13 protein-coding genes are annotated in these 13,345 nt (G+C 50.8%); 2 read left to right on the plus strand and 11 right to left on the minus strand.

Translation table 11 applies throughout. The annotated features are described in order from the left end of the window. Positions 1 to 194 precede the first annotated feature (194 nt). Positions 195 to 770, plus strand: a complete 576-nt coding sequence (locus tag EZM41_RS10870; RefSeq protein ID WP_198471096.1) for a nicotinamidase — start codon at positions 195 to 197, stop codon at positions 768 to 770. A gap of 96 nt (positions 771 to 866) precedes the next feature. Here EZM41_RS10870 and hemW read toward each other — a convergent pair whose 3' ends face one another. Then, positions 867 to 1,958, minus strand: coding sequence for a radical SAM family heme chaperone HemW (hemW, locus tag EZM41_RS10875; RefSeq protein WP_342449305.1), 1,092 nt, complete (start codon positions 1,956 to 1,958; stop codon positions 867 to 869). A 62-nt stretch (positions 1,959 to 2,020) separates the two neighbouring features. Then, a complete protein-coding gene (gene lepA, locus EZM41_RS10880; protein ID WP_198471097.1) occupies positions 2,021 to 3,826 on the minus strand; it encodes a translation elongation factor 4 in 1,806 nt (601 codons plus the stop codon). A gap of 81 nt (positions 3,827 to 3,907) precedes the next feature. On the opposite strand from lepA, the gene EZM41_RS10885 reads away from it, so the two are divergent. Next, on the plus strand, positions 3,908 to 4,993 hold the full coding sequence (locus EZM41_RS10885; RefSeq protein ID WP_198471098.1) for a hypothetical protein: 1,086 nt from the start codon (positions 3,908 to 3,910) through the stop codon (positions 4,991 to 4,993). Here EZM41_RS10885 and EZM41_RS10890 read toward each other — a convergent pair. From EZM41_RS10890 to nhaC, 9 genes are all read right to left on the minus strand, one after another. Beyond that, positions 4,918 to 5,787, minus strand: coding sequence for a formate/nitrite transporter family protein (locus tag EZM41_RS10890; protein ID WP_198471099.1), 870 nt, complete (start codon positions 5,785 to 5,787; stop codon positions 4,918 to 4,920). The genes EZM41_RS10885 and EZM41_RS10890 overlap by 76 nt on opposite strands. A gap of 12 nt (positions 5,788 to 5,799) precedes the next feature. Next, positions 5,800 to 6,516, minus strand: a complete 717-nt coding sequence (locus EZM41_RS10895; RefSeq protein WP_198471100.1) for an ABC transporter ATP-binding protein — start codon at positions 6,514 to 6,516, stop codon at positions 5,800 to 5,802. Continuing rightward, positions 6,513 to 7,259 (minus strand): ABC transporter ATP-binding protein, encoded by a 747-nt coding sequence (locus EZM41_RS10900; protein WP_198471101.1) that lies wholly within the window; start codon positions 7,257 to 7,259, stop codon positions 6,513 to 6,515. Before EZM41_RS10900 ends, EZM41_RS10895 begins: the two co-directional genes overlap by 4 nt. 3 nt (positions 7,260 to 7,262) lie before the next feature. Continuing rightward, complete coding sequence (locus EZM41_RS10905) at positions 7,263 to 8,243, minus strand: branched-chain amino acid ABC transporter permease (protein ID WP_198471102.1); 981 nt, start codon at positions 8,241 to 8,243, stop codon at positions 7,263 to 7,265. 6 nt (positions 8,244 to 8,249) lie between these two features. Beyond that, entirely contained in the window at positions 8,250 to 9,110 is an 861-nt protein-coding gene (locus tag EZM41_RS10910; protein WP_198471103.1) for a branched-chain amino acid ABC transporter permease, read from the minus strand. A gap of 71 nt (positions 9,111 to 9,181) precedes the next feature. Then, positions 9,182 to 10,450 (minus strand): ABC transporter substrate-binding protein, encoded by a 1,269-nt coding sequence (locus EZM41_RS10915; RefSeq protein ID WP_198471104.1) that lies wholly within the window; start codon positions 10,448 to 10,450, stop codon positions 9,182 to 9,184. 182 nt (positions 10,451 to 10,632) lie between these two features. Further along, on the minus strand, positions 10,633 to 11,013 hold the full coding sequence (locus EZM41_RS10920) for a RidA family protein (protein WP_342449298.1): 381 nt from the start codon (positions 11,011 to 11,013) through the stop codon (positions 10,633 to 10,635). 58 nt (positions 11,014 to 11,071) lie between these two features. Further along, a complete protein-coding gene (locus EZM41_RS10925; RefSeq protein WP_342449299.1) occupies positions 11,072 to 11,488 on the minus strand; it encodes a hypothetical protein in 417 nt (138 codons plus the stop codon). Positions 11,489 to 11,562: 74 nt separating this feature from the next. Beyond that, positions 11,563 to 13,095 (minus strand): Na+/H+ antiporter NhaC, encoded by a 1,533-nt coding sequence (gene nhaC, locus EZM41_RS10930; RefSeq protein WP_198471107.1) that lies wholly within the window; start codon positions 13,093 to 13,095, stop codon positions 11,563 to 11,565. Positions 13,096 to 13,345: the final 250 nt, after the last annotated feature.

A 13,345-nucleotide genomic window follows, 5' to 3' on the forward strand; every position in this document is an offset into this window, starting at 1 on the left:
AAAGTCTATAATATCGATGCAGGAAAGTTTAAAAGTCTGTTGCGCATATAAAGGCATCCGTCTCTTTCTGTAATGCATTGATCTCAGAAGCGCTGACGTTGAGGACTGAACGCATGGGGTTACAGCAACAAGTAGATAACCATGCAAACTGTTCACAATTGTAAACATAGCCTCAGTGGGGGGTGGACAAAGGAATGAAAGTAAATCACGGAGACGCATTGCTCGTGGTCGACCTTCAGGTCGACTTTTGCCCCGGGGGCGCACTGCCCGTGCCGGGTGGCGACGAAATAGTGCCGACGGTGAATAGCCTCGTCGGATTGTTTCTTGACAGAGGTGGAAAGGTGGTTTTCTCCCGCGACTGGCATCCGGAAAACCATTGCAGTTTCAAGAAGCATAACGGCATTTGGCCTCCCCACTGCGTTCAAAATTCATCCGGAGCCGCCTTTCACCCCGATCTGATCGTGCCGCCGGAAGTGATAGTCGTGAGCAAGGGCACAAATCCGAAAGAAGAAGCCTATTCCGCCTTCGGCGGCACAGATCTTCACGTCACGTTAAACGAAGCTGGAGCGAGGAGGATTTTTTTGTGCGGTCTGGCAACCGACTATTGCGTCAAGGCATCAGCTATAGACGCTCTAAAACTCGGCTTCGAGGCGTATGTGATAGCTGATGCCGTGCGAGGAGTAGACGTAAGTCACGGCGACAGCGCAAAGGCGCTCGAGGAGATTGAAGCGCAGGGCGGTAAGCTCATAAACTCCAAAGAGCTGGAATAAAGCTAAGAACCCGGCTTCCTGCTGTCTTAGCGGCGCAAAGTCAGCGCCGTTTACTGCCGCTTCCCATCAGCAAAAGCGCTAAAAGCGTGCGCGGTCTCAGATGATATCTGCCCACAAAGCATTGGCCACGCGTCGCCCTTTCTTAGACAAAGCGACCCTCCCCTTTCTGACGACTAAACACTCTTCCGGGAAATTGCCAATCAAGCTGAGTATCTTACTTGTGTAGTCCAAGCCATATTTACGAACGAAGTTCCTTGTAGAGATACCCCAACACGTTCGCAACGCCAATACCGCAGCTTCTCTTGCCCTCTTCTCGTCGTCGAGCCTCTCCCGAAATGCTATAGGAAGCGCTCTTTTTGCGATGCTATCCATATAGCTACTATATGAATTTACATTGCCAAAACGCAGACCCTCGAGGTAGCTCCAAGCGCCGGCTCCCAGCCCCAAGACATTGCCTCCATGCCAATAGGCCAGGTTGTGGCAACACCATTTACCGGGCAGAGAAAAACTTGCGATCTCGTATTGTATAAATCCCTTCTTTTCCAGGTACCATTGCACCCACCTGTAGAAGGGATATCCATCCGGCAGGCCTTCGGGTGGTGAAGATCCCCAAGGTGTGCCAGGCTCAAGGGTGAGTTGATAGGTAGAAAGATGAGAAACGCCGAGAGCGAGCGCTAAAGCGACGCTCTCGTGCCATTTTCTGAGCGTCTGTCCGTAAAGCCCGAAGAGTAAGTCCACGCTCACAGCAAAACCTGCCGATACTGATCTTTCTATGGCCTCTATGGCTTGGTGCCTATCGTAAGGCCTGGCGAGCCAAGACAGTTCATGATCATCGAAGCTCTGGACGCCCACGCTGAGCCTATTTATGCGCCACTCCTTGAAGATGTGCAAGTGGTCCGGAGAGAGAGAGCCTGGGTTCGCCTCTACTGTGCCCTCCAGGCAAGGCCCAAAATCTAATGCCCCATCTAACAAGCTCATCAGGCGCTCCCAGAGCCGAGGCGGCAAAACCGTAGGCGTCCCGCCGCCGAGGTATAGCGTATTTACGCCAGGAAGCCTGCCGCAGAGGTCTTTCCAGATGGCTAACTCCACCTCCAGGGCGTCCAGATAAAGGACCATTTCCTCCTCGGAGGCTCTAAAGCTGTAGAAAGAGCAATATGGACACTTCCTCACACAAAATGGCAGGTGCACATAGATGGAAACGGGGGAGTCGAACGCTTCTAAAGCGATATCTCTGACAGCGCCGTATCTTTTTATTTCTCTTCCATCTGCAGGAAAGCGAGGAAAGCCTCCTGAGGAATCATGACACGGCCCACCTGCTTCATGCGCCTCTTTCCCTCTTTCTGCTTCTCCAACAATTTTCTCTTTCGCGTCACATCCCCCCCGTAGCACTTCGCCAACACGTCCTTCTTAAGGGGTCTTACGCTCTGTCTTACGATAACCTTGCGCCCCACAGCGGCCTGAATGGCCACTTCGAAGAGTTGACGAGGGATGAGCTCTTTCAGCCTTTGGACGACCGCCAACGCTCTGTGGTAAGCGGCGTTGCGATGACATATAAACGAAAAGGCATCCACCTGCTCTCCGTGGATCAGTATATCGACCTTGACTAAGTCGTCTGCTCTGAAGCCTATGTGCTCGTAGTCCAGCGACGCAAAACCGTGGGTGGCCGAGTTGAGTTTGTCGTAAAAGTCTCCTATGAACTCCGCGAGCGGCAGGTCATAGATCAGACGCACTCGGTTTTGGGTTATGTATGACATAATCACAAATTGCCCTCTCCTGTTTTGGCACAGCTGCATAACCTTTCCGACGCAATCGGGGTTGACAAAAATCGTGAGACGTATATATGGCTCTCTGATCTCCTTGATTCTGCCGCTCTCCGGGAAATCGGAGGGGCGATGAACCTCCAGGATCGTCCCATCGGACAAGACGACCTGGTAGACCACGTTAGGGGCCGTGGCCACGAGCTCCACGCCGAACTCTCGACTCAGGCGCTCCTTAGTGATATCCATGTGAAGAAGACCCAAGAAACCGCAGCGGAAGCCGAAACCAAGGGCGGCTGATGTCTCCGGCTCGAACGCAAGGGAAGCGTCGTTCAACTGCAACTTCTCGAGGGACTCCCTGAGCTTGCCGTAATCATCGCTGTCTAACGGGTAAAAACCGCAAAAGACTACCGGTTTGATCTTTTCATATCCTGGCAATGGGGTCTCTGCGGGGCGAAGCGCATCGGTTATCGTGTCGCCTACCCTCGCTTCTACGAGTGACTTCACATTGGCAATCACATAACCCACATCTCCCGGCCCCAACTCATCGACGGGTACCAGATGGGGGCGAAAGGTGCCCACTTCTTCCACTTCGTAACCACGCTCGGTGGCCATAAATTTTATCGCCTGTCCCACCCTCAGCGTCCCGTTGAAAAGGCGCACGTAACATATGACCCCTCTATAATTGTCGTATATGGAGTCAAATATCAACGCTTGAAGGGGGGCATCAACGCTGCCGCCAGGCGGCGGGATCTGCTTCACTATGCGCTCCAGGATCTCCTCGATACCGATGCCTTCCTTGGCGGAGGCGAGGATGGCATCGCTCGCATCGATGCCTATAATATCTTCGATCTCCCTTTTTACTTCCTCCGCTCTCGCGTGAGGGAGGTCTATTTTATTTATGACAGGGATTATTTCAAGGCCCTGAGATACGGCCAAATAGGCATTCGCAACGGTCCTTGCTTGCACTCCCTGCGAGGCATCCACCACCAGCAAGGCCCCCTCACAGGCAGCCAAGGAACGGGAGACTTCGTAACTGAAGTCGACATGACCAGGCGTGTCTATCAAATTGAGGACATATTTGCGGCCGTCGCGAGCAGAATACCGCATCTGTACAGGAGAAAGCTTTACGGTTAGCCCTCTTTCTCTCTCGAGATCCATGGAATCGAGCATCTGGTCTCGTCTCTTGTTGAAATCTACGGAGTTCGTGAACTCCAAAAACCTGTCGGCCAAAGTTGACTTGCCGTGGTCTACATGAGCTATTATACAAAAGTTGCGCAGCTCTTCGCTTTTGTTCATCCTTTTCCACCTCTATTAAATTCTCCCGTTAGATTTTACCAGGCCTTTGGCCGTAACGCCCTTAAAGGAGGTCGACCTGCAATGAAAACGAAGAAAAGGGCCATTTTCCTCTTTTCGGGAGGGTTGGACTCCGTACTCGCAGCGGAGTTGCTCAAGAGGATCGGCGTAGAGGTCTATTACGTAACCTTCGTCACCCCATTTTTCTCGCCGGAAACGGCCCTCATCATGGCGAGAACCTACGGTTATTCCATAGAGATTATGCCCCTGCCCGAAAAGAGATATATGCCCCTCCTCTTTAATCCTCCGCATGGCTTCGGAAGACACAGAAATCCCTGCATCGATTGTCATGCCCTCATGATCGAGATGGCAGGAAAGCTAATGGAGGAGCGCGCATTCGATTTCTTGGCAACAGGAGAGGTGCTGGACGAGCGCCCAAAGTCGCAAAGCTTAGAAGCGTTGACGAAAGTGGATAAAGCTTCAGGCTATGCCGGTATGATCCTGCGGCCGCTTTCAGCTAAACTGCTACCACCCACAGTGCCCGAGATCTCAGGGTGGATAGAGCGCAGTCAACTGCTCGCCATACGAGGACGAAGCAGAAAAGAACAACTGAGACTCGCTAAAGCATGGGGCATATCGTTCTATCCTACTCCGGCTGGGGGGTGTCTCCTCACCGATCAAAATTATAGCAGGAAATTGAGCAGGCTCATCGAACACTTAGGAGAGTACGTTTCGTTTCGCCATGCCGAACTCCTCAAAATCGGGCGTCATTTCTGGCTGCCGCCCAAGACGCACTTAATTGTAGGCCGCAACGAAGGTGAAAACTGCAACCTGGAGGGGTTGCGGTCAGAGGAAGATTGGCTTATCTATCCGCAAAACAAGAAGGGCCCTCTTGCTCTCCTTCATCATTATGGCCATACCTTTGAGACGACGCTTCTCGTCGCAGCTAAAATTGTAGCTCGTTACTGCAAGCGAAGCGATGCTGAGGTTATCCTAACGCTTTGCCCTCCTTTAAACGAGACTTTCGAGCTTGCAACAACTCCTCTCTCTCAAGAAACAGTAAGTCTTTTTAGACTCGAAAGCGCAGACAGGCCTCAGGATTTGGCCTCTTTTTTGCGCGACGAAAGGTCGACGATTTCGTCAGATAGGCTGAGGAGCTCCCTTCGATAGACGAGAAAATAGAAACAGGCCACGAAGAGGACACCCCCTACTATGTTGCCCAGCGTTACAGGGATCATGTTGTTAAAAAAGCCGTGCCATGTAACGTTCGTCAACTCTTCTTGCGAAATACCAGCCAAAGCTGCCGCTTGGCTTCTTTTCATAAAATTGGCAAAGGTCAAAAAATACATGTTCGCAATTGAATGCTCGAAGCCGGAGGCTAAAAACGCCATGATGGGAAAGAAAATAATCCCTATCTTGCTTATAATGTCCATAGCAGCCATGCTCATCCAAACCGTGAGCACGACGATCCAATTGCAGGCTACACCCCTGGCGAAGGCTTGCAGAAACGGCAGGCTCATCTTTCCAGCAGCAATTTTTATGGCATTTGCGCCGGTCGTTCCTTCCCAAAGGCCTGTGGCATATATCAAGGCAGCGACTAAAGCAGAGCCTATGTAATTCGCCACAAATACCCAAAACCAGTTGCGAAGCATTTGCGAAATGGAGCAGTACCCCGCCATTACTCCCAACGGCATGATGCAATTGCCCGTGAACAACTCGGCCCCTCCGATTATCACCATCATGAGGCCAACCGTGAAAGCTGAAGCGCCTACGAGCTTTGTGAAGCCCATCCCAAATTTTTCGGTCATATCGCAGGTCACCACAGTATAAAGCCAGGCAGCAAAAGCTACATAAGCTCCGGCCAGTATTCCCAACAGTAGCATCTGCCCCACAGAGAGAGAAGCCTTGTTCCGGGCGAGACGACACGCCTCTGCTGCTACTTGCGATGGAGATCTGTAGTTCATAGAATAGCCCCCCTATATGCCGAGATATGCTCGCTTCACTTCTTCACTGTTCAACAATTGGCCGGACGGGCCGGACATAACTACTCGCCCAGATTGTATTACGTAGCCTCTGTCAGCTATCTCGAGCGCTTCCAAGACGCGCTGCTCTACCATTAACACTGTGACATTAAAGCGTCTTATTTCAGTGACAGCTAGCAATACCCGCTCTACAAGGCTCGGCTGAAGGCCGAGGCTCAGTTCATCGAGAAGGATCAGCTTGGGCGCACTCATAAGCCCCCTTGCAATGGCGAGCATTTGCTGCTCGCCCCCGCTCATAGTCTCAGCCTTCTGGCCTGACCTCTCTTTTAGAATGGGAAAGAGGTCGTAAACCCTGGCCAAGCGCTCTTCTATGGTATCCCTATTTCTCTCAGCAAAGGCCCCCAATTCCAAGTTCTCTCTCACGGAGAGTTTCTGAAAAAGCCTTCTGCCTTCCGGGACGTAGGTCAGCCCCTTTTTCACCATCACATGGGCGGGAAGTCCTGTCACGTCTTCTCCGTAAAATTCCACGTTGCCTCTCGTGGGACGCATGAGTCCAGCTATAGTGCGCATTGTGGTGGTCTTCCCAGCGCCATTCGCTCCCACGATAGCAACGAGCTCGCCCTCGCACACCTCTAAGGATATGCCGTGCAATACCGGCACGCTGCCATAACCGGCACACATATCGGTGACTTTGAGGATCGGGCCTGTCATTGCGCCTTCAGCTCCTTAAGTCGCTTGCTGAACTTCTCGCCTAAATATGCAGCTATGACCCTTTCGTTATCCACGATCTCTCGAGGTGGACCTTCTGCTATTTTGACTCCACCATCCAGAACCACCACTTTATCGGCTATGGGCATCAACGCTTCCATCACGTGCTCTACCACCAATAGCGTGACGCCCTGGGCCTTCATCTCCTTCAGAAGCTCCATGGCTTCTTTTAACTCTGTTCCAGAAAGGCCAGCCATCACTTCGTCTAACATTAAAAGTTTAGGCTGAGTGGCTAAAGCCCTCGCCAACTCGAGGCGTTTTTTCAAGCCTATCGTGAGGTCGCCGGCCAGTTTGTCTCTATAGTCCTCTAAGTGGCACAATCGCAAAGAGCGCTCAGCCACGTCTAAAGCCGAATTTAGGTCTCGCTCCCTCAAAAAAGCCCCCACCAATATGTTGTCGAAGACGCTCATATCGTTGAGCGGACGCACTACCTGAAAAGTCCTCACCGCTCCTAAGCGAGCCACTCGATAAGGGGGCCACCCGGTTATATCAGAATCAGCAAATAACACCTTCCCTGCGGTTGGCTTATAAGCGCCTGAGATACAGTTGAAGAGCGTCGTTTTACCAGCCCCATTGGGTCCTATGAGGCCTGTTATAGAGCCTTCTTCTACATCGAAAGAGATATCATGATTGGCCACTAAGGAGCCGAACTTCATGGTTAAACCTCGCACCTCAAGGAGAGCCATCCTCTACCCCCTTCCCTGGGCTCGTCCCATAACCCACGATACGAACCCCATTAAGCCCCTCGGCTGTCTTATTACAATGACGATTATGAGGAGGCCAAAGATGATCAGGTCCACGCCGCCACCAAGGCCGCCCCATATGGCCCTCGTATATTCCTGCAACGGAATGAGGACTGCCGCACCGAGGAGAGGCCCCCATAGCGTCCCCAATCCACCCAAAATCGTTATGAGCACGAATCGCATGGACATATCGAGGGACATAACCATAGGCGGGTCCACTCTGAGATTATACTGGACAAAGAATGCCCCACATAGGGCCGCCAAAAAGGCAGAAATGGCCATAGCCGCCAGTTTTACCCGAGGGCTGTTTACCCCTAAGGATTCAGCCGCTTCTTGGCCATCCCTTACGGCTCTCATGTAGTAACCGATGCGATGCCTCTCTATCCAACGTGTAATTGAAAAAACGAGAACGAAGAGGGCGAAAGCGCCATAATAGTACGGCGTTTTAGTATCGTACCACATGAAGTTTTGCCATCCCTCTTCGATGATCGGGTAATCGAGGCCAAGAGCTCCTCCGACCCAATACCACACCATGAAGAGCCTGTTAAATATTTCTACGATGGCGAACGTGGCTATGGCGAAATAGTGCCCCTTGAGTCTAAAGCACGGGTAACTGATGACTAAAGATACTATCGAGGCGATAATCGCCCCCAATAACGCGCCCGGCCATGGAGTAAGGCCGTATTTGACCACAGCCATGCCAGCCCCATAAGCCCCTATGCCAAAAAAGACCGAGTGCCCAAAGGATACTTGGCCACAATATCCGCCCAACAAATTCCAAGCCTGAGACATGCTGGCAAACAACAACACCATAACGAGGACATGTTTGGCGAAGGGCCCTTGTAGCGGCCCCGGAATGAGGGGCAATATGGCGAGTATGCCGAAGATCATGTAGCCGAAGCCGAAACCGCTTCGTCTATACCTCATGCGGCATCACCATCCGAAGAGTCCCTTTGGCTTCAGCATAACAACAACCAAGTAGAGTGCAAAAACAGCTACGTACTTAAATATGGGGGCGATGTAAAACCCCGCAAAGGCCTCAACTAATCCTATAAGGAGGGAGGCAAAAAACGAGCCCGCTATACTTCCAAACCCACCCATCGCCACGCAGATAAAAGCGATGAGGCCGAATAAGCTTCCCACCTCAGGATGCACCGGCATATAAGTGGGAAGGAGGCCCCCGGCTATGCCTACACAAACCCCTCCAAGGCCGAAGACCAGACCGTAGATCTTTTCTGTATCGATGCCCATGAGTTCGGCAGCTTCCTTGTCCATAGATGTAGCTTGGATAGCCCAGCCCATGCGAGTAGAAGTTATAAAGCGGTAAATAATAAAGATCACAATCAGTGAGAATATGGCAATGACGAATTGCGGTAACGACAAAATCAAGCTCCCCACGGAAATGGTCTTCCCGCTCAAAGCAGTTACGGAAAGGAGCTTAAAATTGGGGGAAAACCTATTAAGACATAAGTTCTTTAGGAACATCGATAGGCCAAACGTGGCCAAGAGGGCAGACAATGCGGGTTTTCCTATCAAGTGGCTTACCACGAGCTTATATGTCGCGAAGGCGAGTAAAAACACAAAAACGCCGGAAGCTACCCAAGAAACGAGCGGATCTATGTTCATCAGGAAGCCCAACCAATAGCTGACGTACATAGCTATCATCAAAAATTCCCCGTGGGCAAAGTTTATGACGTCCATAACGCCCCATATAAGCGTAAGACCTAAGGCCACAAGGGCATAGAGCATGCCGTTTAGAATCCCATCCAGGGCAATCTGAAGGAACAGGGTCATAGAGTTTCCTCCTCTATATTTTTAAGGAGGAAGGGCACCTCCAAAATAGCCCTTCCTCCTTAAAATGAGAGTTATCGCTTATCCCAGGAGGGAATTGGAAAGACCGGATCGGAGTTCGCCAACTCCAGAGGAAATACGCGCCTATACTCCCCACCCTTGAGCTGAGTGACGACGCTCATGGCCTTTATGTTTTGGCCGCCAGGGGCAAACGCCACCTTGCCACCGAGCGAGAGCGGAGATTCCCACTCGTTGGCGTATAGCGTCTCGGCGACTTTGTCAGGATCCAAGGTGCCAGCCTTCTCTATGGCCTGAGCCAAAACGAAGGTGGCTACAGCCTCTTGGATGCTGTCGCTGTCGAAGGGAACGGGAGGATCTATCTTGGTCTTATAGATCTCCTCCACAGGAGCTACGGCGGGCATCAATTCCGCCAACTCCGGAGAATAGCCCGTGGTTCCCATGAAATAATCGCCGTCAGGACCGAGCTGTTGAGCTATTATGGGATCTTGATAGCCGGAGCAGTAGTTCAGGCAAACCTTTGGGAGCCAGGCCAGCTGCTTCATCGTGCGGACCCACAAGATGTAATCGGCCCCGAGACAGGCTCCGAAGACTACATCAGGGTTTTTGCCCTTGAGCATCTGTACCTCGCTGTTCAGGTTCGTAGCGCCCGGGTTGAACGCCACATCAGCTATATATTGGAATCCCGCTGCTTCGATGGCCTTCTTGGCCTCTTCCGCCGCATGTTTGCCGAACTCTGTATTTTCATAAATTACGCCGAAAGTCTTGAGGTTGGCTCCCTTCGTTTCATTGAGCCACTTGACAAAGGTTACGAACTCCTGCGACTCGGTCTCGTCGGTGGGAGCCATGCGGAAGAAATACTTCATCCCCCTCTTGGTGAGCTCTGCAGAGCTTGAGCAACCGCACATAAAAAGTTTTTTTCTTCTCTCGGCTACGAGGCTCGCTGGCTTTGTTACTGCGCTGTTATAGCTTCCTATGATTGCATATACGCCTTCTTGGTCGAAGAGGCGCTCGGCTTCTGTTTTGCCGATATCCGGTTTACCTTGGTGATCCGCATGGACTAATACGATTTTGTAGCCCCCAAGAATTCCCTCCTGAGCAGCGAGCGGAACTTTGATATCGGGATAACTGTTATTTATGACCTCTACAGCAGTTTCCACTGCAGCCTTACAGCGCTGCCCCGCTAAGGCCACGGGCCCGGTGAGAGGAAAAAGGGTGCCGATCTTTATCACCTTTTCTTGAGAGAAAGCAACATCGCCTGCAAGGCCCACGAAGAGCAAGACCACCACCAGCGCCAAAACCTTCTTACTCCACTGCCGTTTCATTGCCAACACCTCCCTCTTAAAGCTGAAGAATCTATGACACTCGACTCATCGGCCTAATTTTAGTTTTGCCATTGAGCGACGTCAAGCGGAACAACCAAGTATGATGCTATCCCAACAACGCTTTATGGTATATGTTATGCAATCTTAAATGACAATCGCTTCGGACTTAGCCGAAAATGCGTCTACCCCTTATAGGCTACGGCCTCGATCTCCACCAGTGCATCTTTGGGCAAACGGGCAACCTCAACGAAGGCACGAGCTGGGCAGTCTATAGTGAAATATTTTGCGTATATCTCATTAACTGCCTGGAAGTCGTTCATATTTTTTGCAAATACAGTAGTTTTGACGACATCGCCGAAGGATAGGCCCTGTGTCTCAAGAATTGCTCCGATATTCTTTAGAACTTGTTCTGCCTGACTGGCGACGTCTTTAGCTGCCATCTCGCCAGTTTTTGGGTCAAGGCCCAACTGCCCAGAAATGTAAAGAAAATCCCCCGCCCATACCGCTTGACTATAGGGCCCAATCGCTGCCGGTGCGTTTTCGACTTTTACAACCTTTTTCACGTGCGTTATCCTCCTTCGTCTTCGTTTCATTGTCTGGTAACCGCGCTATCATTTTCTTCTATAGTGCTTCTATAGTGTTGATTTCTACTTCGGAAATGTACTTTTGCAAGATTGCTCTGAGCTTTGGCTCATCCTCGTCATTGAAGAGCACTCTCCAACCGGTGACGTCCTTTTCAAAGAAGACTATGATTTTAGAAGCACGCCTCGCCAAGCTTACGTGCTTTATTTCAGACCACGACAACACAGTCGTTCTGGTTCGACGCCACAGTCTCGTCTCCCTTACGAGGCCATCTTCTGATATGAAAATTCGCTTGCGATAGCCCGAAGCATATATGAAAGTTGCACCGATTAAGACTTCTTGAAATATGCCAGCGTATATCCCCCTTGCGATCAAAAAAAGACCCACCCCGATAATAGACCACGTGACCCACCTCGAAAAAGGCACGATGGATTGAGATATCAAAAGCTCACCCATAAAGAACCACACGGATTTTAGACATATATTACGTCCCTTTAAACCTGAAGTTTAAACGCCTGTCTTAAGATAATTTACGATGCAGAAGCTCGAACCTCGTCTGGTAACTCCTTTGCGACGACATCTTCTCCAGATTTGGTTCTCCAATAGATCCCAATTTTCATGTAAGACATGACAATCGAGACGATCGGATTCAAATAATTGAGGAATGCGTAGGGCGCATAGACTAAGGTTGAGACGCCAAGAGCCCCGCTTTGAAAAGCGCCACAGGTGTTCCAAGGGACCAACGCTGACGTAAGCGTGCCAGAATCTTCCAATGCTCTGGAAAGCATGCGGGGAGCAAGCCCCTTTTCTTCAAAGGTTTTCTTGAACATTCTGCCCGGAACGATCAGTGACAGATACTGATCGCCTAAGAACAAGTTCGATATAAAACAGGAGACTATGACGGCGCCTATTGTGCCTCCCACGGTCTTAATCCTGCTCATCATAGCGCCCACAATTGTCTCGAGGAATCCGCAAGCTTCCATAGCGCCGCCGAAAAAGAGGGCGCAGATGATGAGCGATATGGTCCACATCATCGAATCCAACCCGCCGCGCGTGAGCAGATCGTTCAAAATGTTTCCCACTTCTGTCGCCATTTCAGGCGCCATACTCAAATTATGTTGGCTCAAAAGCGCCAAGAGGGCATCTCCCTCCGCTCCGGCGATCTCGGCAGAAAGTTGAGCCTCATATCCGTAATGGAGGGCGTTGATGATGTCGCCCAGGCCGTTACCTTGAAAAACAGACATAATAATGGCGAGAATTACACCCGAAAAGAGACCCAAAATTGCTGGCACTTTTCTGGCCGCCAGGAAAATTACCACCAGCGGAGGTATAAAACCTATGGGGGTGATGGAGAATTCGGTCTTAAGCATAGTCTGGATCGCGCTGATTTTTTCCGTCTCGAGGGTCCCCCCACCATATCTCATGCCAAGAGCAATCGTGATGAGAATGACAATGATATAGGTCGGTCCAGTAGACCAAATCATCGCCCTTATGTGATCGAAAATATCCGAACCGGCCACGGCGGGCGCTAAATTTGTCGTATCCGACAAAGGCGACATTTTGTCTCCGAAATAAGCGCCGGAGATAACTATCCCTGCCGAAAGGGGGGCAGGGATACCCAAGCCGTAACCGATCCCCATCAACGCTACGCCGACTGTCCCAGATGTCGTCCAAGACGATCCCGTGGCGAGAGAAACGATAGAGCAAATGAGCAGCGTAGCCAAAAGAAAAATCGACGGCGATAAAATGGAGAGTCCAAAATAGATCAACGTTGGAACGATACCGCTTTGGATCCAGATTCCTATAATCATGCCGATGATCATAAGGATCACCATGGCCTTCAGGCCTACTACGATGGAATTTAGGCAGCCCTCCTCGATCTCCGCCCACGGTTTCTTAAGCACGATAAGACCTACACAGCACACCACTACCGTTGAAACGACGATCGGGATATGAGCATCCACGCCCAATACCAATACGCCACAGCTTATAATAACCGCTGCGACTATAAGAACTCCGAGAGACAAACCTAAACTCGGCCTTACTCCCTTCGCCTCAGCCATACTTCCCCTGCCCCCTTAGGCTTTTAAAGATTCAAATAAGATATGAGAATGGAGAAAAACAACATCGAAGTAAATATAAAACATCAAAAGCCCCAAAGTAAAGCCCTGACTTCAATCTATTGAAGGGTAAGCCCGCCTGAAACGCTCAAAAGAGAGACTGCATAAAAAAATATAGAGGACCTTGGCAGCTACCTACTCTCCAACAGGTACCCCCTGCAGTACCATCGGAGCTGGAGGGCTTAACTGCCGG

This window comes from Acetomicrobium sp. S15 = DSM 107314 (genome assembly GCF_016125955.1).
Lineage (GTDB): Bacteria > Synergistota > Synergistia > Synergistales > Thermosynergistaceae > Thermosynergistes > Thermosynergistes pyruvativorans.